This is a genomic window from Acinetobacter sp. WZC-1, assembly GCF_052544965.1.
Map to the genome: position 1 here is coordinate 1,005,778 of NZ_CP199370.1, position 20,861 is coordinate 1,026,638.

Annotated in this window: 18 protein-coding genes and 3 pseudogenes; 4 read left to right on the forward strand and 17 right to left on the reverse strand. The window is 39.4% G+C overall.

The features are described 5' to 3' along the window. Positions 1-64 precede the first annotated feature (64 nt). Positions 65-1,066, reverse strand: a complete 1,002-nt coding sequence (locus ACT6PV_RS04665; RefSeq protein ID WP_445115299.1) for an AraC family transcriptional regulator ligand-binding domain-containing protein — start codon at positions 1,064-1,066, stop codon at positions 65-67. Between the two features lie 120 nt (positions 1,067-1,186). Here ACT6PV_RS04665 and ACT6PV_RS04670 point away from each other — a divergent pair, with 120 nt between their 5' ends. The 3 genes and pseudogenes from ACT6PV_RS04670 to ACT6PV_RS04680 all read left to right on the forward strand — a co-directional run. Next, positions 1,187-5,080, forward strand: coding sequence for a molybdopterin-dependent oxidoreductase (locus tag ACT6PV_RS04670; RefSeq protein ID WP_445115300.1), 3,894 nt, complete (start codon positions 1,187-1,189; stop codon positions 5,078-5,080). A gap of 479 nt (positions 5,081-5,559) precedes the next feature. After that, positions 5,560-5,682 carry a transposase gene (locus ACT6PV_RS04675; RefSeq protein ID WP_445115301.1) on the forward strand — a complete coding sequence of 41 codons (123 nt, stop codon included), beginning with the start codon at positions 5,560-5,562 and terminating at the stop codon, positions 5,680-5,682. After that, positions 5,649-6,386 (forward strand): annotated as a pseudogene (locus ACT6PV_RS04680) (IS3 family transposase); the annotation flags it as partial. The gene ACT6PV_RS04675 and the pseudogene ACT6PV_RS04680, both read left to right, overlap by 34 nt. A gap of 7 nt (positions 6,387-6,393) precedes the next feature. Here the strand turns inward: ACT6PV_RS04680 and ACT6PV_RS04685 are convergent. The 6 genes and pseudogenes from ACT6PV_RS04685 to ACT6PV_RS04710 form a co-directional block, all read right to left on the reverse strand. Further along, positions 6,394-7,391 (reverse strand): annotated as a pseudogene (locus ACT6PV_RS04685) (IS3 family transposase); the annotation flags it as partial. A gap of 22 nt (positions 7,392-7,413) precedes the next feature. After that, on the reverse strand, positions 7,414-7,944 hold the full coding sequence (locus ACT6PV_RS04690) for an IS630 family transposase (RefSeq protein WP_445117034.1): 531 nt from the start codon (positions 7,942-7,944) through the stop codon (positions 7,414-7,416). Next, positions 7,941-8,318, reverse strand: a complete 378-nt coding sequence (locus ACT6PV_RS04695; RefSeq protein ID WP_445115019.1) for a helix-turn-helix domain-containing protein — start codon at positions 8,316-8,318, stop codon at positions 7,941-7,943. Before ACT6PV_RS04695 ends, ACT6PV_RS04690 begins: the two co-directional genes overlap by 4 nt. 49 nt (positions 8,319-8,367) lie before the next feature. After that, positions 8,368-8,454: pseudogene (locus tag ACT6PV_RS04700) on the reverse strand (transposase); the annotation flags it as partial. A 346-nt stretch (positions 8,455-8,800) separates the two neighbouring features. Then, positions 8,801-9,628: a type 1 glutamine amidotransferase domain-containing protein gene (locus ACT6PV_RS04705; RefSeq protein WP_445115302.1), complete on the reverse strand. Its 828-nt coding sequence runs from the start codon at positions 9,626-9,628 to the stop codon at positions 8,801-8,803. Between the two features lie 134 nt (positions 9,629-9,762). Next, positions 9,763-10,197 (reverse strand): MerR family transcriptional regulator, encoded by a 435-nt coding sequence (locus ACT6PV_RS04710; RefSeq protein WP_445115303.1) that lies wholly within the window; start codon positions 10,195-10,197, stop codon positions 9,763-9,765. Positions 10,198-10,522: 325 nt separating this feature from the next. Here ACT6PV_RS04710 and ACT6PV_RS04715 point away from each other — a divergent pair, with 325 nt between their 5' ends. Further along, positions 10,523-11,497: an acetoacetate decarboxylase gene (locus tag ACT6PV_RS04715; RefSeq protein WP_445115304.1), complete on the forward strand. Its 975-nt coding sequence runs from the start codon at positions 10,523-10,525 to the stop codon at positions 11,495-11,497. A 62-nt stretch (positions 11,498-11,559) separates the two neighbouring features. On the opposite strand, the gene ACT6PV_RS04720 is transcribed toward ACT6PV_RS04715, so the two are convergent. The 10 genes from ACT6PV_RS04720 to ACT6PV_RS04765 all read right to left on the reverse strand — a co-directional run bounded on the left by ACT6PV_RS04720 (position 11,560) and on the right by ACT6PV_RS04765 (position 20,837). Then, positions 11,560-12,783, reverse strand: a complete 1,224-nt coding sequence (locus tag ACT6PV_RS04720) for an NADH:flavin oxidoreductase/NADH oxidase family protein (RefSeq protein ID WP_445115305.1) — start codon at positions 12,781-12,783, stop codon at positions 11,560-11,562. Between the two features lie 134 nt (positions 12,784-12,917). Further along, on the reverse strand, positions 12,918-13,748 hold the full coding sequence (locus tag ACT6PV_RS04725; protein ID WP_445115306.1) for an alpha/beta fold hydrolase: 831 nt from the start codon (positions 13,746-13,748) through the stop codon (positions 12,918-12,920). A gap of 329 nt (positions 13,749-14,077) precedes the next feature. Continuing rightward, positions 14,078-14,581, reverse strand: coding sequence for a molybdenum cofactor biosynthesis protein MoaE (locus tag ACT6PV_RS04730; protein ID WP_445115307.1), 504 nt, complete (start codon positions 14,579-14,581; stop codon positions 14,078-14,080). A gap of 1 nt (position 14,582) precedes the next feature. Continuing rightward, a complete protein-coding gene (locus tag ACT6PV_RS04735) occupies positions 14,583-14,834 on the reverse strand; it encodes a MoaD/ThiS family protein (RefSeq protein ID WP_445115308.1) in 252 nt (83 codons plus the stop codon). A 225-nt stretch (positions 14,835-15,059) separates the two neighbouring features. Further along, positions 15,060-15,653, reverse strand: a complete 594-nt coding sequence (mobA, locus tag ACT6PV_RS04740; protein WP_445117035.1) for a molybdenum cofactor guanylyltransferase — start codon at positions 15,651-15,653, stop codon at positions 15,060-15,062. Between the two features lie 191 nt (positions 15,654-15,844). Further along, positions 15,845-17,062: a molybdopterin molybdotransferase MoeA gene (locus ACT6PV_RS04745; RefSeq protein ID WP_445115309.1), complete on the reverse strand. Its 1,218-nt coding sequence runs from the start codon at positions 17,060-17,062 to the stop codon at positions 15,845-15,847. Further along, positions 17,059-17,982, reverse strand: a complete 924-nt coding sequence (gene moaCB / locus ACT6PV_RS04750) for a bifunctional molybdenum cofactor biosynthesis protein MoaC/MoaB (protein ID WP_296277909.1) — start codon at positions 17,980-17,982, stop codon at positions 17,059-17,061. Before moaCB ends, ACT6PV_RS04745 begins: the two co-directional genes overlap by 4 nt. A gap of 135 nt (positions 17,983-18,117) precedes the next feature. Continuing rightward, positions 18,118-19,143: a GTP 3',8-cyclase MoaA gene (moaA, locus tag ACT6PV_RS04755; protein WP_445115310.1), complete on the reverse strand. Its 1,026-nt coding sequence runs from the start codon at positions 19,141-19,143 to the stop codon at positions 18,118-18,120. A gap of 106 nt (positions 19,144-19,249) precedes the next feature. Next, positions 19,250-20,203: a ketopantoate reductase family protein gene (locus tag ACT6PV_RS04760; protein ID WP_445115311.1), complete on the reverse strand. Its 954-nt coding sequence runs from the start codon at positions 20,201-20,203 to the stop codon at positions 19,250-19,252. 187 nt (positions 20,204-20,390) lie between these two features. Continuing rightward, positions 20,391-20,837, reverse strand: a complete 447-nt coding sequence (locus tag ACT6PV_RS04765) for a hypothetical protein (protein ID WP_445115312.1) — start codon at positions 20,835-20,837, stop codon at positions 20,391-20,393. Positions 20,838-20,861: the final 24 nt, after the last annotated feature.

A 20,861-nucleotide genomic window follows, 5' to 3' on the forward strand; every position in this document is an offset into this window, starting at 1 on the left:
CACACTGGAGTACACTGTCCAGACAATATTTGGATCATTTTAATATTTAATATAAAAAATAACTCTACTTTACGCCATAATACCTATTACGATATTTGGAAGGAGACAAACCTCCCCAACTTATGAATGCTCGTGTAAATGCACTTTGTTCAGCATAGCCGAGCATCAATGAGATTTGTGAAAGTGATAGAGTTTTATCCTGAAGATAAGTTTTAGCTAAGGCAAAACGCGTATCTGCCAATAAGGCACGATAACGAAAGCCCTGTTCATCTAAACGCCTGTAAAATGTTCGTAGTGATAAACCTAATTTTTTTGCAATATCTTCCGCTTTATCTTGTTCATCTTGTAAACCCTCTTTAATTGCCTGCTTCACTAAAGACAGGAAATCACTTTTTTCAGAAAAGTCATGAAGAAGTGCAGTTGCTTGTCTATCGTATAAACTACGAAGATAAGGGTCACTTGTACTTATTTTCATCGAATATAAAGATCTGGGTAAAGTAATTCCTACAGCATCTGCTTCAAATTTAACAGGGCAACCTGAAAGAATTTCATAGATTTTAGGATCTCCATCAGGTTTACAGGGCAGTTCTACACATTCAGGAGGTATATCACGCCCAATCAGTGCTTGATAGAAATTAATAAAAACCATGACTCCAAACTCTCCCCAGATACCATGTGCTGTAGGATCATTCTGCCACCATCGTATCGTAATTTGCGTGTCCGTTGTTTCAAATGATGTATTGAGTGTTGAATCCACTAATAGCTGGTGATGGTGATAACGGCGTAAAGCTTGTCCTAAACTTGAACAGGAAATCCCCATATATCCAACCATGCCAAAGTGTTCTGATTTTAATCCACGGCCAATTCTAAAGCCTAAAGCAGGTCGATTATAACGGGTCTTGATTGCATTCAGTAAATGAAGAAAATCTTCTCTTGGCATCTGCCATTGATAACGTTCCTTGAATTGTTCTATTTTTGAAATGAGTTCTATATCGTCATAGCCATTGGATTCCAAATAGACGAGTAAGGTATTCAGAAAACTGGATGAAACGAAGTTTTTTGACATATTTATATTTTGATCGTACTTTTGGCACAATATGACAAATAGTATAAATTTTGTCAATATTCTTATTTTCTACTGCATTAATATTTTAATGGTCTAATGGATGATGACAGGGATTGGAAAATGGCATACGTAATTACTGGTGCATGCAGTGGCGCTAAATACACAAACTGTGTTGATGTTTGTCCTGTAAATGCATTTCGTGAAGGCGATGATATGCTTTATATCGACCCTGATGTCTGCATTAGTTGTAACGCCTGCTTAACGGAATGTCCTACGCGCGCCATTTACCCAGAGTCATCAGTTCCAGAAGACCAGAACGAATATATTCAAATTAATGCGCTCGAGTCGAAACGCCATCCAGTTATTACTGAGCGCAAGACTGAAAATATTACAAAAAATCAAGAAGTTAATTTATATCATAAAAAGTTTGCTGTTGTGGGGGCGGGTCCTTCCGGTTTTTTTGCCAGCGAAGCTTTATTGAAGCAGTATCCTGATGCATCTATAGATTTAATGGAAAAACTTCCAACCCCGTTTGGTTTAGTCCGGTTTGGTGTCGCACCGGATCATCCTGATATAAAATCAGTCTCAGGAAATTTTACTCAGCTTGTTAAAAAGAATCCCAACCTTAAATTTTACGGTAATGTAGAAGTCGGGAAAGATATTGATCGGGAAACTTTACTTGAAAACTATGATGCAATTATTTATACAACGGGTGGGTCAGCAAGTAAGGCCTTAACAATTCAGGGTGCTTCAGCCTTGGGTATTTATGGTTCAGCTGAATTTGTTGGCTGGTATAATGGTCACCCTGAACAAGCATTACTTGCCCCGGAGTTGAACCATAGCAGTATGTCTATTATCGGTATGGGGAATGTTGCACTTGATATTGCAAGGATTGTTTGTCTGCCTGAAAAAGAGCTACAAAAAACAGATATTGCTGATCACGCTTTGCAAGTGATTGTTAAAAGTCGCATTCAGACAGTGAATGTAATTGCTCGTAAGGGGCCAGCTCAAGCGGCATTTACACCTAAAGAATTACGACAGTTGCTCAACCATTCTGAAATTAATCTTGAGGTGAATCCTCATGATCTGGCATTGGATCAAGCAACTGAAGCTATGCTGGATTTGCCCGAAAATAGTGAAGCAAAGGAAAATGTGGCTTTGCTTCGCAGTATTTTAAAACGGGAAGTTAAAGCAAAAAAAACTATCCGATTCATTTTTAATGCCAATCCGGAAGAGGTCATTCACACTGAACAAGGTATTCAGGGTTTAAGTGTTGGGATCAATAAAGTCACTCTGGACTCTGAACATAAAATTGTCGTGGAAGCCACAGGTGAAAGAAAAACACTGGAAACAGGTGTAATCATCAGTGCAACGGGGTACCAGGGCAAAGCTATACCGGGTCTGAAATTTGATGAAATGCGCGGTACGATTGTTCATCATGAAGGCAGGGCATTATTGGCAAATGGCAGTCTTTCTGAAAAGGAATACGTCGCAGGCTGGATTAAGCGCGGTGCGAGCGGTGTGATTGGTACCAATAAGCAATGTGCTGTGAATACTGTTAAAAAACTTGTGTTTGATTTAAATGAAAAAAAGACTGACTCGAAGATTGATAATCCCATTTCACTTAAAAAATATTTGAGTCAAAAAGGTGTTGGTTTTTTCACTTTTGCGGATTGGATTGCATTGGATAGCCATGAGATGAAGTTGGGTCTTTCTGCTGGTCGCCCTCGTCATAAGCTAATTGATATACAGGAAATGATCCATGTTAAATCTGTAAATGAAGCACTGATCGCTAAAGCGACTTCTGAGAGTGAAAATGTTGTATCTGTAAAAGACTATGATTCATCTCAATCGATTCAAACACATCATCGTACCTGTACACTTTGTGAGGCAATGTGTGGCATTGTTGTTGAATATCAGGGTGAAAAGATCATTTCGATAGCAGGCGATCAGCATGATAAACATAGTGATGGACATATTTGTCCCAAAGGGTATGCCTTACAGGATTTACACAATGATCCAGATCGTTTAAAAACCCCGAAAAAGCGAATTGGTGATCAATGGGTTGATATTGACTGGGATGAGGCGTTAGAAGAAGTTGCACAGCGAATTGTCATGGTCCAGAAGAAATATGGAAATGATGCTGTAGCTGGTTATTGGGGTAATCCTGCCTCGCACAATATTGAGGTCATGATCAATATTGGACCCTTTAGAAAAGCACTTGCTTCAAAGAATATGTTTACAGCATCCAGTCTTGACCAGATGCCGCATATGTTGACCTCATATTTGATGTATGGTCATAGTATGAATTTTACGATTCCTGATATTGATCGTACAGACTATATGCTGATGCTTGGGGCAAATCCTGCGGCATCGAATGGTAGTCTGATGACGGCTGGCGATATCTTAGGACGTTTGGAACGCATTAAAACACGTGGGGGGAAATTAGTCCTGGTTGACCCCCGTCGAACCGAGACAGCCTTATATGCAAGTGAACATCATTTTATTAAACCTGGAAGTGATGCACTGTTTCTACTTGGACTGATTCAAGTCATTTTTTCTAAAGGCTTGGCTCATGTTCAGTCCAGGCTTCCGCTAAATGGAAATATCAAAGATATAGAATCTTTGGTTAATACAATTCCATTAACAAAAATTTCAGAGCTGACGCATATTCCTGTCGTAGAAATAGAGCGTATTGCTGTGGAATTTGCAACAGCAGAAAAATCTGTATGCTATGGTCGAATGGGAATTGCAGCCCAGGAGTTCGGTGCTCTGAATCATTGGCTTATTCAGCTTCTCAACGTGGTTACTGGAAATTTAGACAGTGTAGGGGGGATGATGTTTACGACACCTGCGATAGATATGACTGATATTGTGAGTCGGGGCAGTTTTGCAGGTTTCCATAGTCGAGTGCGTAAATTACCAGAGTTTAATCGTGAGTTACCATCTGCGACTTTGGCTGACGAAATGCTGACATCAGGTGAGGGGCAGGTCAAAGCTTTTGTTGTCACGGCTGGAAATCCTGTGATTTCAACACCAAATGGCAGCCGTCTGGAACAAGCACTGGCTAATTTGGAGTTTATGGTCGCGATCGATTTTTATATTAATGAAACCACAAAACATGCTGATATTATTCTTCCGCCATGTGGACCATTTGAGCATCCGCTTTATGATCTGGTCTTTACTAATTTAGCTGTTCGAAATGTAACAAGATTCTCTGAACCACTCTTCAAGAAAAAAAGTTTTATGCGTTCTGATGCACAAATCTACACAAGTCTGACTAATCGTATTGAAGAGTTGAAAGCGGGTAAACAAAAAACTTTCTCTAAACTAAAAATGAAGCAAAAACATAAGTTAAGGGAATTGATGACGATTGAACATATTATCGATATGGGATTACGTAATGGTCATTATGGCGGTGGCTGGAAGAGCTATCTTACAGGTGAAGGCTTAACTTTGAAGAAACTCAAACAATATAAGCATGGGCTGGATCTGGGAGCGCTTGAACCTCGCTTACCAGATAAACTTTTTACCAAAGATAAAAAAATAAATTTATTTCCAGAGCAATTTATCAATGATTTAAATCGTTTACAAGATTATGTTAACCGACATGAACATGTGCAGAAATTGACTTTAATTGGTCGGCGTGATTTGCGTACAAACAACTCATGGATGCACAATAGTCAACGGTTAGTCAAAGGTAAAAATCGTTGTGACTTGTTTATCCATCCTCAAACAGCAAATGTTTATAGCATTGAGCATGGAGAACAAGTCTATATTACGAGTGAGACTGGGGCGTTAAAAGTCACTATAGCGATCACAGAAGATATTATGCCAAATGTAGTGAGCTTACCTCATGGGTGGGGACACCATCGAAAAGGTATGCAGCTCTCGGTCGCTTCATCTAATCCGGGTATTAGTGTAAATGATATTACGGATCATAACTTTATTGATGCCTTATCAGGAAATGCGGCGCTCAACGGTATTCCTGTTGAATTGCAAAAAATATTTTAGTAATTTTTCAAAAACCTCTTTATCAGAAATGTTAATGGGGGTTCTGGATACTTCTAATTTTAGAAAAGCGTATCGTCAATTGGACAGAGTTTTTTCTCAAGGCATATCGATTTCGAATCGAGCATGTCATTTGACTCAATTGGAAAAATTAGATCGACCCCAATACAATGTCTTTTATATGGATATTTTCAGCCTAATTGCCCACTAAAAAGCAAGATTTTTGAACAAGAGATTTTCAACCTAACTGACTAGTAATTTCCACTAAAATGACCAAAAGCTATAAGTCAATTCAGAAATTGATTTCTACATAGTTTAGATTAATTATTTATGGCAACAATGATTTTGCATCAATTTCTAAGAAACTTGCTATTAAATATAGCTTTGATACGGTTATATTAAGTGACCTCCGCCCTGAAAACAGGCTCACTTAAAATTGGAGATATGCCGTATATTTAACTCATGTTAAGAGGCATGCAAAGATGAAGAGAAGCAAATTTACTGAAGAGCAAATCGCGTTTGCACTGAAGCAATCTGAAAGTGGCGTCCTGGTCGCTGAGGTTTGCCGTATTACCACTACCGATCCTGTAAGGATGATCGTGTGATTACACAACGGATCAGGGAAATTGCGGAAACGCGGGTCCGGTACGGATACGAACGTATTCATGTCCTGCTGCGTCGGGAAGGCTGGCTCATTAACCATAAAAAAACCTATCGTATCTATTGTCAGGAAGGGCTGCATTTGCGACGAAAACGCCCCCGTCGTCATGTCAGCGGACAACATCGGATGCAGCGTGATCCGGTCTTTGATATCAATCAGTGCTGGAGCATGGATTTCGTCGCTGACAACCTCTTCAATGGTCAGCGTTTCAGGGCCTTGACTGTAGTCGATAATTTTAGTTGGGAATGTCTTATGATTCATATTGCTGCTTCGATTAAGGGGGAGCATGTGGTCATGGCTATGGAGGAGCTCAGGCTGTTACATGGCCGGCTGCCGGCAAAAATACGAACGGACAACGGCAGTGAATTCATTTCCAGGGCATTGGACAAATGGGCGTATGAGCAAGGTGTTATCCTGGACTTTTCCCGACCGGGAACCCCGACAGATAATGCCTATATAGAATCATTTAATGGTAAGCTACGGGATGAGTGTTTAAACACACACTGGTTTTTATCCATGGACGATGCGAGAAATAAGATTGAAGCGTGGCGTGAGGATTATAACCGGGAAAGACCCCATAGCTCACTCGGTTATATGACCCCCAGCGAATTTGTAAGGAATCACCAACAGGCCATGTCTACAGTTTAGGTTGTAGCTACTTTGGGGAGGAGGTCAGGGGTAAATTGCCTAAACTTTCATGTGGTCTTTGCTCGTTATAATCCAAACGCCATAACCACGCCATTTCTCTGACCTGAGTCAAATTCTCAAACAAATACGCATTGAGAAACTCCCGCCTAAACGAACCATTAAATCGCTCAATAAAAGCATTCTGCTGTGGCTTCCCAGGTTGTATATGCACCACTTCAATGCCTTGATCTTTACACCAGTCCAGCAATCGCGCAGATATCAGTTCGGGACCATTATCAACACGAAGCTGCTTCGGCAAGCTACGTTGTTGAGCCAGTCGATCCAATACTCTGACAACACGCTCAGCCGGTAACGAGGTGTCTACTTCTATATCCAGACATTCGCGAGTCCCCTCATCAACTATATTCAAGGTACGGAATCGTTTACCGCAATACAGACTGTCACTCATAAAATCCAGCGCCCATTGATGGTTGGCTTGTGCAACCACTTGCAGTGGTCGTGCAATACGCTGGGGCAACGTTCGTTTCTGTCGACGGGGTAAGTTCAATCCCATCTGGCAGTAAACCCGATAAACACGTTTATGATTCCAGTCATAACCCTGCCGACGTATGCGACCAAAACACTTCCAAAAGCCAGACTGGGGAGATTGTTTTAACACCTGATTTAATGCATCAATGACAGCAGCATCCCGTTTGCGCCAGCTCGTGCTTTGCCGATAATAGCTGGCTCGACTTAGTCCACTCAGGCGACAGGCCTGTAATACAGTTAACCCAAGTGAAGCCAGAATACGAACGCATTCTCGCTGATCTGCTGTCACCAACCCTTTTTTGAAAACAGTTCCTTCATGGCATGGTTCTCCAGACTGAGTTCCGCAAACATCCTTTTGAGTCTGGCATTTTCTTCTTCCAGCTCACGCATGCGCTTAACGTCAGATGCTTCCATACCGCCGTATTTGCTTTTCCAGACATAATAGGTGGCATTGCCAATACCATGCTTACGGCAGATATAGCCACATGCAAATTAAGAGCTACATTTCTTTAAATCCGATATCCAGAGCCTCACAGATGGAAATATTCTGCTGACTCACAATATTTCTGACTTTCCTTTTCAGTACAGACCATGCCTGTTCAATTGGATTCAAATCAGGGCTATATGCCGGAAGGTAGGCGATTCGTACATTGTACGTTTCAGCAAGCTGTTCTATTTCCCGGCCTTTATGAATGGATGCATTGTCCAGGATCAAAAGATACCCTGACCCGGGTAAATTCCGAAATAAATAATCAAGCCACCCTGTAAATAAATGTCTGTCACATGAACCCTGGAAAACCAGCGGTGACAGAAAACTGTAGGGAGCACTTGATCTGACCGCACTGATCATGCTCATTCTTTTTCCATGACCGCCTGACTTTAAATCCTGACAGCGTTTTCCTTTAATGGACCATCCATATTCTGCCGTGTCAGTTGTATTGATTCCTGATTCATCGATATACAGAATATTTTCCCTGCCATATTCCTGTTCCCACTGAGGAAGAATCCACTGAAATACGGTTCTGCTTATTTGACAGGCCTGTCTGTAGAGGAAACTCTTTTTTTATGCGTCCATCCCAGCTTATGAAGTGTTGCCAGTATGACATCATAGGAAACTGCATATCCGAACTGGTTTTTAAAGAGTGGAACCAGATCTTTTGCCTGTGAGAATTTTGTATTTTCAACAAATATTTTGAAAGCAGGAAGATCCCTAATGGTTGAAGGTCTGCCCACATTGACAAGTTTAGGCTGAGCCAGCTGTCCTGTCTGCTGTTCAAGCAGAATCCAGTCATCCAGTGTTGTCCGGGCGATATTGAAAGTTGTGCAGGTATTCGATTTATGACCACTCTTTCGGTAGAATTCCATGACTTTCCGGCGTAAATCTTCTGAATATATTTTGGGCATCTGGATAAACAATTTAAAGGACTTTACCCATTGTAGCTCAAAAAATGCATTTTGCTATATCATCCACTTTCATCCCAGCATCTGCTTCTTTCAAAATGCTGATGATTTGGCTCTCGGTAAATCGTGATTTCTTCATGACTGTCTCCTGACCTTATTTAATCAGAAAACTCCAGTTATGGATGTCTCAGTTTAAGGGAAGTCGACAAAAATTAATGAAAAAATGAAAATTCTTTTTAATACAAAATTAACAGATGTAATTGAAAAAATTGACAGTAAAAATTCAGAGCTTTTTTTTATAGAGAAGATACTCGATGAGTATCCATTTACAAAAAGTATGCTTGAAAATATTTGTACTACTGAATCAGATAACCTTAGAACATTAAATGTACATAAAAATGTATTATCCAAATTAATAGATAGATTAGATTAGGTACCGAACTAAATTAGAAAAGACTCCTTTATGTTAGGAGTCTTGGGATAACTTATTTTATTGTCGAAAGTTTCTTCACAACTTCCACGCCCACCTCACGTGGGGACTGCGGATTTTGTCCTGTAATAATACGATCATCAACCACCACAAATGACGTAAATGGCAAGAATCCTTCAGAATATTTTGAACCTTTAGACTTTAGCTGATCCTCAAGTGAAAATGGAACTTGTTTTTTCATACCCGAAAGCACTTCTTCACGATTAGAAAATCCAGTCACTTTACGATTTGCAATCAAAGGTTGTCCTTGTTCATCTTTCAATGCAAGTACCCCCGCCACACCATGACATACCGCAGACACTACGCCACCTTGACGATAAATTTGCTCAGCAAGCCCAGTCAATTCAGGATTATTTGGAAAATCCCACATTACACCATGACCCCCTGTGAAATAAATCGCTTTATAATCAGAAGCTTTTACATCAGTTGGCTTCAATGTGTTATTTAAAAGGTTCATAAAAGCAGGATCAGCCAAATGCGCGCGAGCTTCTTTATCCATATAAATCCATTTTTGGCTACGTTCATCTAAAGGTACAGCACCGCCATTTGGACTAACAAAATCCATGTCATAACCCGCTTTACGCGCCACATCATAAAAATGAGTAAGTTCTGTTACCCATAAACCAGTTGTATCTTTGCGTGTTGGATATTTGGAATGATTGGTCATAACCACCAAAATCTTACCTTTATTTTGAGCTGATATATTTGACATAGCCGTACTCATATTATTGTCTGCAAAAGCCAATTGCATGGTTAATATTGCTGCTAATATAACCAAGATTTGTTGAATAAAACGCTGTTGAATAAACCATACCTTTGACATAACACTGCTCTGTTAATGATTTCAGTATAAGAATAAGCTTAAAGTTAGGTTTAAGGTCAAGTATATTTTTTATTCTTTTTAATTAATTTCGAACATCCTTGTTTTGCATATAAAAATTTCTATCCTGACAATTGCTATGCTTGTCCATCGATATTATCTTTTTCAGGTTCAACCAAATAAATATCCATTAAACGCTGCGCATTTTCAGTACACGTCATATCATTTGGTTTATTTTGAATTGAATCGATCAAGGTTAATAAATTTTTCTTATTCGTCGCAAGCAACTTTTGCATCTGAATAATGTCTTTAACTTTTTCATTTAAGGTGTTGATCAATTTGTCATGATCCCAACGATCTACGCTGGAAGGCATCATCGATTTGATTTCTTCTAAGGTAAAACCCACCTGTTGAGCTTTTTTGATCAAAAGTAACTGCTGTAAATCATTTTTGCTGTATTTCCGATAGCCATTTGCTAGACGCAATGGTTTAGGCAACAACTTGATTTGTTCATAATAACGAATCGTTGGTGAATTTAGCCCACTCAATTTTGAAAGTTCACTGATATTCATATAACGCACCTCATTACTTTAAAGTTTACTTTAATCTTATCCTGAATATATTTCAATAAAAATCCATAGCACTCGATCTGACATACAACTTTATTCAAATGTATAAAATAAATTCAAAACATCCTATTGACCTTAAAGTTAACTTTAAACATAGCATAAGATCAACGTTTAATCTGAGCACAAAAAAATGTCCTCTTTATCCAACCTAAAACGATCTTCTCAAGTCCTCGTCATGAGCTTAGCTTTATCAAACTCGGCTTTTGCAACGGATTTAGTACCAACATTTCAGTTTGCAAGTGATTCACATTCACCAAAGGGTACGGTTATGCAAAATAATACCAATACAGCGCCAAGTACAAATCTAGTCATTGCAGATGAACCAAAGACACAATATCCGAATGCCAAAGAATTTGTGGAAGTTGAATTTGGACCACATAAAGCACTGGTTCCTAAAGATGGTTTTTATGACCGCTTTCATATGCAACCCAATTTAGATGAAGTGGCTAAAGATCCTTTGGTGGGAAATGTAGATTTCTTTAGAAAAATACCGAAACAATTGGTGGAAACACGTGCAGGTAAAGTGTGGTCACCTAACTATTATTATAAAACCAGTAATGTTCAATTGTTGATGCTCGCACCTTTGGAAAAATTAAAAGCCAAATTGCCTGCTCAAGTTGAGCCACTTAGTCCGATTCATGGCTATGGTTTGGTTTCATTAACCTTTTTTGCATATGATATTTGTGATAATGATCCCTATGATGAAGTATCCGTTGCCATCGTAGTACGTCGTCCAAATGCAAAAGGATCAAATTTATCTGAATTGATGAGTTCTATTCGTAATCGTGACTATTATGGTTATGTACTTGCTTTACCTGTAGATACTGAAATTGCGCGTGTTCGTGGTGTATATGGCTATAGCTTACCGAAATGGTTAACTGCGATTGATCTCAAAATAGATGATCAAGTTCAAGCACATCTCTATGATACCAAAGGTAATATAGATATCAGTTTAACTGCGTCAACACCAAAACTAAAAACTGTAAAAAATGAATCTCGCCAGGAAAAGAAAACCATGCTCAATCAAGTAGATGGGACTTGGTATAGCTCTTACGTTCAAGCAAACAACCAAACTTTTGCGCAAAAGTTTTTCCCTAAACATGTGGAGTTAAAACGCAATGGTGGTCCAGTGAGCCAATTGTTAGATCAATTGGGTGCAAAGAAAATCTTGCGTATGGATGTAATCAAAGATGCGCAGTTAGCGTTGCATATGCCAACACCGATTGATGTGTGGAATAAATAATTTTGTTCGGACACAAGCTCCATAAAAAAATCGAGTGCTATTCAGCACTCGATTTTTTTATTTTAATTTTGCATGTTATTTCGATACTGCTTTGTCCTTTTCATCATAGCAAGTTGTTGCAATATCAATGCCCAAAGTGGTGAAACTTTTGCATTGGTTGTTTTTCCTTGACTCAATTTTTTCAGTTGATATTTCACTGTAGACATATTGGCAACGGATGCAAGTGCTTTGTTTTTCCATCTAATCGGTTTAAGTTGAGGAGCATCATTATTGCCCACTTTCCAAGCATTAGGTAAATCAGGTTCGAGTGCAAGAGCAGTCCCAATTCCTACCATTTCCACACCGCTTGCAACCACATTTTCAGCTACTTGTTTACGACGAATACCACCTGTAACCATGATCGGCATTTTGGCAATTTTACGGATTTCAGTGGCAAATTCGAGGAAATACGCTTCACGTGCTAATGTTCTTCCATCACGTGCTTGACCTTGCATAGCAGGTGCTTCATAGCTACCACCAGATAATTCAACCAAATCCACAGGTAATTCATTGAGCATTTGAACGACTTGTTTCGCATCATCTGCACTAAATCCGCCTCGTTGAAAATCCGCTGAGTTCAATTTGACGGCAACCGCAAATTGTTTAGATACGACTAAACGAACTGCTTTCACGATTTCAATCAAAAGACGTGCTCTATTTTCTAAAGAACCACCCCATTGATCTTTACGTTGATTACTCAATGGTGATAAAAATTGACTCAATAAATATCCATGTGCAGCATGGATTTCCACACCTGTAAATCCCGCTTGTTCTGCAAGTTCAGCAGTATGCGCAAAACGATAAATAACTTCTTCAATCATTGGTTGTGTCATTTCAATCGGGGTATCAAACTTATCTGACATTTTACCCAAATCTAATGGAATAGCTGATGGTGCCCATGTTGCTTGCCCCAAATTTGATTGCATTTGGCGACCGGGGTGATTGATCTGCATCCAAAATTGTGCGCCTTTTGAACGCCCGATTTTAGCCCATTTTTTAAAAGCATCTAAATTTGAATCATTTTCTAAAACAACGCCTCCCGGTCCTGTCATCGCACGATAATCCACCATGACATTTCCTGTAATAATTAGACCGACACCACCATCCGCCCATGACTGATAAAGCTTAAATAATGCGGATGATGGCGCATAATGTTGATCTGCCATATTTTCTTCCATCGCTGCTTTCGCAAGGCGATTTGGAATGCTGATGCCGTTTGGTAGAGCCAAAGTTTCGAAGATGTTCATAAGATAGACCTCATGGTTTATGAACATACGATATCCTTAAAGTAAACTTTAAGGTCAATACATCTTCAAAAAAATATTTTCAAATAAAAAAGAGCAACTCATTGAGTTGCTCTTTTCATTGAAATATTCATGTATTAACTTTGGATAAACGCCAACAAATCAGGGTTAATCACATCTGCATTCACAGTCAACATCCCATGTGAATAGCCTGAATACACTTTCAAAGTCCCATTTTGTACCAATTCCGCAGATAATTTTCCTGAAATTTCAAAAGGTACAACTTGGTCATCATCACCATGCATAACCAATACTGGTACTGAAATCTTTTTCAAATCTTCAGTAAAATCAGTTTGAGAGAATGCCACAATCCCATCGTAATGCGCTTTTGCGCCACCCATCATACCTTGACGCCACCAGTTTTGAATAACAGGTTCTGAAGGTTTTGCATTTGGACGGTTAAATCCATAAAAAGGACCTTCTGGAACAGCACGATAAAATTCTGCACGGTTGTTAAACAGTTGATTTTGTAAATCATCAAAGACTGCTTTCGGCAAGCCATTTGGATTTTGGTCTGTTTTGACCATTAATGGAGGAACAGCACTAACCAATACAGCTTTTGATACATGGGCTTCACCATGTTTAGCAATATAATGCGCAACCTCACCACCGCCAGTCGAATGACCAATATGTACCGCTTTATCAATGCCTAAATGTTTCACTACTGCTGCCACATCATCCGCATAATGATCCATGTCATGTCCATCCCAAACTTGAGATGAGCGACCATGTCCACGACGATCATGTGCAACGACTCGGTAGCCTTTTCCAAGAAAATATAATAATTGTGCATCCCAATCATCAGAACTGAGTGGCCAACCATGATGGAAAAACAACACTTCCGCATCACGAGGTCCCCAATCTTTATAGAAAATTTCCACACCGTCATTAGTCTTTACATAGCTCATAATGTGACTCCTTGATAACCGTTTAGATGAGTTGAACAATGATTTCATTTTTGCTCAACCATCATCCTAAGCTTAAAGTACACTTTAAAGTCAATAGAGGTTGCTTAGTAAAAAATATTATTTGTAAGTAGAATATGCAAAGTTAATTTTTTGTGGAGTTTATTTAGTTTTATGTGATTTTAACATTCATGAGAACTACAATTCAGATTTAAGAACATGATCTCTAGTTTTAAAATTCTACTATTCAAATATCCATTTATACAAAATGATTTTCAATGTCTATTATTTAAAACTGCCATCAACACAAATTTAACGGAATATTACCTAATTTATGTACATGTATGCCCATGCGTGTGGGGTTTGTGTGAATGTTGATGCTTTTCATCAGTGTTTTGATCATAATCTTGTCGAATACAACAACCTGCAACGTATTGGCTACTACCATCCGTATAAAATTCTTCTTTCCATACAGGTACTTCGTGTTTTACACGTTCAACTGCTTCTTCACAGGCTTGAAATGCTTCTCTACGATGGGGTGCATAGGCAATTGCAATAATTGCTTTATCACCAATATCTAATGCCCCAATACGATGGATGACACGGACGTAATGCACCGCATATTTTTCTTGTATTTCCTGTTCAATCGCTCGGATCATTTTCTCTGCAACAGGTGCATAAGCTGTATATTTAAGTGTTTGAACTGCACGACCTTCATGGTGATTTCGCACCGTACCAATAAAAATTCCTGTTCCACCACATTCAGGGAAAGCCTGAATGGTGTCAAATGTTTCTAAGTTAAGTGCTGTGTCTTGAATTCGGGGGAACTGTAACATATTAGCCTCCTGCAACAGGTGAGAGTAGAACTAAAGTGCTGTCTTTTTCTAAGATGCTTTGACGTGAAATAATATCCTCACCAATTGCACAGGCACAGCGTTCAACCATCTCTGAAATAGATGGATAAATTACTTTAATTTGATTGAGTACATCCGCAACAGGACTATTTGATGCACAAGTCAGGCTGAGGTCAGCAGGTAGGTGTTTTTCAATAGCACCATAAGATTCGACTTTAATATTAATTTCCTGCATATCTGCCTCTGTTGAAACTGTTTTTAAAATAATCAATCGTGCATCGAGCTAAAATTAGCTATTCACGCACTTTAACATTATTCAATTTAATCATCAAAATGAAAAAGTAATTTTCTGAAAGTGACTTATTCATCAGCTTTCTCAGCAATTTTCTGTGGTGTAGTCAATTTTATCTCCATATAGGATCAAAACATTTATGGTTGTAAATAGAGTTATTTACAAGGGTTATTTTCGATACTGTTGCAATTCTTCCAATGAGTTCAGGCTATGGTAATTCAGCTCCTGATTCTGAATATTCACGACTTGTGGCATAAGTTCTGCAAAGCATCGCCTGATACTGAATTGTTGCTGATCCAGGTGTTTTGTTAATGTTGCAACACTGCTACGTTTTAATAAGCAAAATGGGTAGAGTGCTTGTCCATTAAATGACACATAGGCGACAGAAGATGATGCATTTTGCTTCAATGCTGCGTGTAGACTGGATAAGATTTCGCGTGGAATCTCGGTAATGTCGCATGGTACAAATAAAATATAATCTGACTGAACATGTGACCAGGCACTTTTCATGCCCATTAAAGGGCCAAGAAAGCCATCCTGATCATCTTTGAAATACGCAATATCAGGCATCAACTCAAGATAACGGGCATAGTCTCTATGGCTATTGATCCACATTTCCTGTACGTTGCCTTGAAAAGCATGACATATTTTTAATAGCTGAATTTCATGGTCAAAACTTTGTAAAAGCTGATTAACGCCATTCATCCGTGTGGCTTGTCCGCCTGCTAAAATAACCAGTGCTGTTGCAGGGTAGTCTTGCATCCTATTTACCTGATCTCTGCCTAAAAGCGATATACGATATTTAACTGGCTGTTGAATGAATCTTGAATGATTTATTTTGAAGCATCTACTACATTCATCTGGAACCAGAGTAATGAAATCAATGCTATAGATAGTCATGCAAATGGTTCACTCATAGCGCAATCAATCAGTTTTCATAAAACCGTACACAATTATAAAGAGATAAAATCGACATAGTCCATTGCAATAGTAACATCTGGACGGGCTGGAATGCGAACAAGTGCATTGGCTTGATTCAAATTACTCAGCATGTGCGATTGTTGTTTTCCTAGTTTAGAAACGGTCAATTGACCGTAATCATCTACATTAACCACCATTCTCAATAATTGTTCACGGCTGTCTTGTTTGACCGTTTCTGTGAATCGAGCTTTTTTCCAGGCGGGTGCGGGTGAATCTATACCTTGTAATGCCGCTATTAAGGTTGATGCATGTATAGCAAGGCAGGTGAGCACAGCCGCTGGATTCCCCGGTAAGCCAAGTAAATAGGCGCAGTGATTGTCTCGTTGATATTCTGCAAAATAAAGCGGTTTACCCGGTTTTTGAGCAACTTGCCAGAAAATTTCTTTTGCCCCCAAAGCCATGGAAACAGGTCGAATGAGGTCATAGTCTCCGACAGAAACTCCACCTGTTGTAATGACCAGGTCATATTGATGCATTGCATTGGATAAGGCCTGGCTGAGAATATTTTCATCATCAATCACATGTTGTAAATGTACATCAGTTAAACCTTGCTCTTTGAGCCACGTTAAAATCATAGGCGCATTTGCATCAAAAACTTTAGATTCATTATCAAGCTGGGTACTGACTTCATCACCTGTAATCAATACCGCAATTTTAGGTTGTTGATAAACCTGTACTTCATGCACGCCTGCCATACTCAACGCTGCGATTAAACCACTGCTTAATCGCTGACCTTTATGTGCCAGTATTGTCCCGACAGTGAGTTCTTCGCCTTGATAGCGAATGTCCGTCCCTTTTTCTAAAACCTGATTTAAAATCGTATGATTGTCTGTACGAGTGATGATTTCCTGTCTTGCAACAGTATCTGCTGAATCGGGCAGTTTTCCACCTGTAAAGATACGCACAGTTTGACCTGATTGAATTTCTACGTGTTCTGCGATACCTGCACGGACTTCTCCAGCCAATTCAAATTCAGTGATGCCCGCAAGTAAATCTTCACTTCTGAGTGCATAACCATCGACAGCGCTTTGAGTAAACAGTGGTAGTGAAACCGTTGATCGTACATCTGTGGCTAAAACATGCTGATGTGCCTGAATTAAAGGCAGAGAAGCAGTAGAGAGTGTTTTGACTGAACGATAGTGTGCAAGTGCTTGATCAACTGTAATTAAACCGATACCTGAACAACTCATTCATAACCTCCGGGATGAGGTAGATCTCGGCATACATCAAAAATATGTACCAAAGCAGGTAAAATGGCTGCCATGGATTCACTCGCACCACCACGACTTCCCGGTAGGGTAATCACCAGTGAGCGATCAATAAAACCTGCAACGCCACGGGACATCGCTGCATAAGGGGTACGTCTTTGTCCAAATGCACGAGCAGCTTCCATCAAGCCATTTAACTCACGTTCCAACAAAGGCTGTAGAGTATCTACAGTAATGTCACGCTTACCAATACCCGTTCCACCTACCGTGATAATACAAGCATAGGATTCAGTGAGTTTTAAGACCAATTCTTTTAACTGATCTGCTTCGTCAGGCAAAATTTGATAATGAATCGGGTCAAAACCTGCTTCGGTTAAAGTATCTACCACTGAACGTCCCGCTGTATCTGGTTTTCGACCAGCTGCAACAGTATCAGAGAGCACCAGGACCGCAGCCGAAACGGGTTGGCGTAAATGACGTTTGTAGTGTGATTTTCCACCTTTTTTCAGGTCTAATTTACATTGCTGAATAATGAGTTCGTGGGGTTCACAATGTGGTTTGAGCATATCGTAAATGGTGAGCGCTGCAAGGCTGGCTGCAGTCAGTGCTTCCATTTCCACACCAGTGGGTGCAATGGTTTCAACAGTTGCCTGAATAACGACACGATCTGCAAGTAATTCAAAATCTACATCTGCGCGATAAATCGGGAGAGGGTGACAAAGCGGGATCAGTTCATCGGTACGTTTTGCTGCCAGAATGCCTGCAATTCGTGCTGTTTTCAACGCATCACCTTTTTCGGTATTGCCATCTGCAAGAAGTTGTAAACAATGTGCTGGTGCAAGCAGTTCAGAAGTTGCAGTAGCAATTCGATAGCTTTCTGGCTTCATGCCAACATTTTTCATAGAATATTCCGAAAATTAAGGGACTGACCTACAGTAAACACTTTGATCAGAGGGAAAATAATTTCTTATTTAGATAACATAAAAATAAGTGATGATACAGTCCACTGTCTGATAAACACCAAATTCACCAGGGAATTAACCTCCAATGGCATGCATGCTGATTTTACGGGAAGGTGCTTGTTGATGAGCAATAAATCCCGCTTTTTTATGCCATACAGCATTCATAATTGTGGATGTCAGTGAAGATAAATCATCTTGCTGAAGTAATTGACGCAAAGGTGTTCCTGAGTTGGCAAATAAACAAGTAAACAGTTCACCTGTAGCAGTTATACGTAAACGATCACAAGTCTGGCAAAAAGGTTTGCTAATTGTAGAGATGATGCCTAATTTATAGCGATCATTGAGTCGATAAATTGTTGCAGGATCATGCTGTCTTTGTTGTTTGTTTATGTGAAAATAAACAGCAAGTTTTTGAATAATCCCATCTTCCGTAATCACTTTTTCGGGCTGCCAATGTTCGGGTTGATCTAAAGGCATATATTCAATAAAACGCAATTCTATATTCTGTTGATACGCCCATTGAGTGAGTTCAACAATTTCATGATCATTTTTGCCTGCAACCAAAACGCAATTTAACTTAATAGGAATACCAACCTGTTGTGCTGCAACTATACCTTGTAACACTGGCTCAAGTGGACGTTTAGTCATAAGCTTAAAGGTATCGGCATGAATACTATCTAAACTGATGTTCAGATCATCCAGGCCCGCTTGCTGTAGTGCCTGAGCATATTTTTTTAAATAGAACGCATTGGTTGTCATGGAAATACGTTGTAAACCGTGTACCTTTAACCGATTTAGGTCTTGAACAAAGTTTACAACACCCTGGCGCATTAACGGCTCACCACCTGTTAAACGGATATGTTGAATACCCAGATGCACCATGACTTCGCAAAATTTTAATAATTCTTCAAAACTTAAAATATCTTTTTTGGTCAGCCATTCAGGATTATCGGGCATGCAATAACTGCAACGAAAATTGCAACGATCTGTCAGTGATATTCTGAGTTTATGTTTATGACGACCAAATTGATCGACCAACTGCGCTGATGCATGGGCCATGAGCGGCATTTCAGGTGTAGTGGATACTTTAGAGCCGTTCATAGTCATCATTTACCTTGTTTAATGACAGGATAAGGTCATTTATATAATTCAGTATGGGGCGTTTCATGAAATAAAACTAGCGTGTATCTAGATTCTTAGTGACTATTCAATCCGTTGTCAATAAGCTTTGTAATTTTTCTAAAGCTTCAACATTTAATTGATGTTTTTTACCTAAACGGATGTATGTGTTGAGCATAAAACGAGTTTGTTCTCCTACTTTTGAGAAATGAAAATGTAGATAAGCTTCTAATGGAAGCGGCAATAGAAGTTGGCTTAAAGGTAAAATTATTCGCCAAAGGGTTGTCTTATGTAGCCATTTGAAGCTCTTTATATTTGCTCCAGTTTCGTGATGGACCACTGAAAGTGCTTCACTGGCAGCTTTTAATCCTAAGCGAAGATAAGGGCCACGACTAAAGGTTGAGAGTTGCCATGCATTTGCTTCTAATGCTGCAATAAGGGGTTGCATTAATGCAGGAGCTCTCGCGGCTGATTTTGCAAAGTCAGGAATAATACGTGCTGAAATGCCACCGGAGTTCAATGCTTTAACAACGTCACGGACACGCGTTTTATCACCAGCAAATAAACCAGGTGATATCGGTGTTAAGAAATATGCGATTCCTTCGGGTCCTGTTTGATTTGGCAAAGGTGATTGATAGCTAATAAAAGTAATGAGACCTTGAACCACCTGAGTCTCGTTCGCGACATGTGCTTTAACATAGTCACCATCCTCCATGTCCGGTTGTAGACAAACCACAGTGGCTGCATCTGCTAAGGCCATCACTTGAGCGGCAAGCTCTTCACGTAAAGCATCAGATGAAAGCGTTAACCATATTTGATCCCATTGTCCATTTGCTACTTCACCAAGCTCACTAATAGCCTGTATCTTAGACCAATGTTGTGTCTTATTGCCCAAAAAGCCTAAACGATGCAACGTTAATCCCTGGTACAGCTGGGTGATATATTTATCTTTAACAAAAAAAGTAACGTTATGTCCTGCCTGTTTCAAGTGCCAGCCATAGACTTGCCCAACAGCACCGGCACCCACGATTAAGATTTTCATTATTTATTTGCTATCCTTCATTTTGATGGTTTGAGATGACTTCAATACTTTATAAATTGACCTCCTTCCCAAAGTCGATACACTCTAAACTGTAGGCATGACCTGTTGGTGATTCCTTACAAATTCGCTGGGGGTCATATCTTCATAATGTAAACTCCGATAAATGCATAATGTATATATTATTAATTTAGAATAGATATTTTATATTCTGAGTCATCATTTTTTGGCGAATATCTTCCATCTGACTGAGGCGGATTTCTTTTTCATTAATTTTTTCATTTGATTCGCCCAGGTTCTTTGCATTTTTAATGTCATTTTCTAATGTAGCAATATCATGGTCTGCTGCATCAAAAAATTGCGCAAGAACCTGCTTTTTTTGACTGTCTGAGATAGGTGGTAATGAGCTCAAAGCATTGCTTTCTCCGTTGTTTTCATATGTTGTGGCTGTGTTAGTTTCTGGTGGGGGCTCATTTTTTACGGTAATTTGACTTGATGATGAAGATGGGCTATTTACTATCGGGCGAAAAATGTCTCCTTCTGAAGAGGCTATCATTAAAGTAAAGCCTATGATGGCGAAGATACATAGTCCAACTATGGTTACAAGTATATTTTTTACAAGAATATTAGATTTCATATCATGCAGTCCCTTAATTGTGTG

Bases quoted from the DNA above. Each gene is read 5' to 3' on its own strand.
- ACT6PV_RS04665 (WP_445115299.1), bottom strand. From the start codon at position 1,066: ATGTCAAAAAACTTCGTTTCATCCAGTTTTCTGAATACCTTACTCGTC.
- ACT6PV_RS04670 (WP_445115300.1), top strand. From the start codon at position 1,187: ATGGCATACGTAATTACTGGTGCATGCAGTGGCGCTAAATACACAAAC.
- ACT6PV_RS04675 (WP_445115301.1), top strand. From the start codon at position 5,560: ATGAAGAGAAGCAAATTTACTGAAGAGCAAATCGCGTTTGCACTGAAG.
- ACT6PV_RS04695 (WP_445115019.1), bottom strand. From the start codon at position 8,318: ATGCCCAAAATATATTCAGAAGATTTACGCCGGAAAGTCATGGAATTC.
- ACT6PV_RS04705 (WP_445115302.1), bottom strand. From the start codon at position 9,628: ATGTCAAAGGTATGGTTTATTCAACAGCGTTTTATTCAACAAATCTTG.
- ACT6PV_RS04710 (WP_445115303.1), bottom strand. From the start codon at position 10,197: ATGAATATCAGTGAACTTTCAAAATTGAGTGGGCTAAATTCACCAACG.
- ACT6PV_RS04715 (WP_445115304.1), top strand. From the start codon at position 10,523: ATGCAAAATAATACCAATACAGCGCCAAGTACAAATCTAGTCATTGCA.
- ACT6PV_RS04720 (WP_445115305.1), bottom strand. From the start codon at position 12,783: ATGAACATCTTCGAAACTTTGGCTCTACCAAACGGCATCAGCATTCCA.
- ACT6PV_RS04725 (WP_445115306.1), bottom strand. From the start codon at position 13,748: ATGAGCTATGTAAAGACTAATGACGGTGTGGAAATTTTCTATAAAGAT.
- ACT6PV_RS04730 (WP_445115307.1), bottom strand. From the start codon at position 14,581: ATGTTACAGTTCCCCCGAATTCAAGACACAGCACTTAACTTAGAAACA.
- ACT6PV_RS04735 (WP_445115308.1), bottom strand. From the start codon at position 14,834: ATGCAGGAAATTAATATTAAAGTCGAATCTTATGGTGCTATTGAAAAA.
- mobA (WP_445117035.1), bottom strand. From the start codon at position 15,653: ATGCAAGACTACCCTGCAACAGCACTGGTTATTTTAGCAGGCGGACAA.
- ACT6PV_RS04745 (WP_445115309.1), bottom strand. From the start codon at position 17,062: ATGAGTTGTTCAGGTATCGGTTTAATTACAGTTGATCAAGCACTTGCA.
- moaCB (WP_296277909.1), bottom strand. From the start codon at position 17,982: ATGAAAAATGTTGGCATGAAGCCAGAAAGCTATCGAATTGCTACTGCA.
- moaA (WP_445115310.1), bottom strand. From the start codon at position 19,143: ATGAACGGCTCTAAAGTATCCACTACACCTGAAATGCCGCTCATGGCC.
- ACT6PV_RS04760 (WP_445115311.1), bottom strand. From the start codon at position 20,203: ATGAAAATCTTAATCGTGGGTGCCGGTGCTGTTGGGCAAGTCTATGGC.
- ACT6PV_RS04765 (WP_445115312.1), bottom strand. From the start codon at position 20,837: ATGAAATCTAATATTCTTGTAAAAAATATACTTGTAACCATAGTTGGA.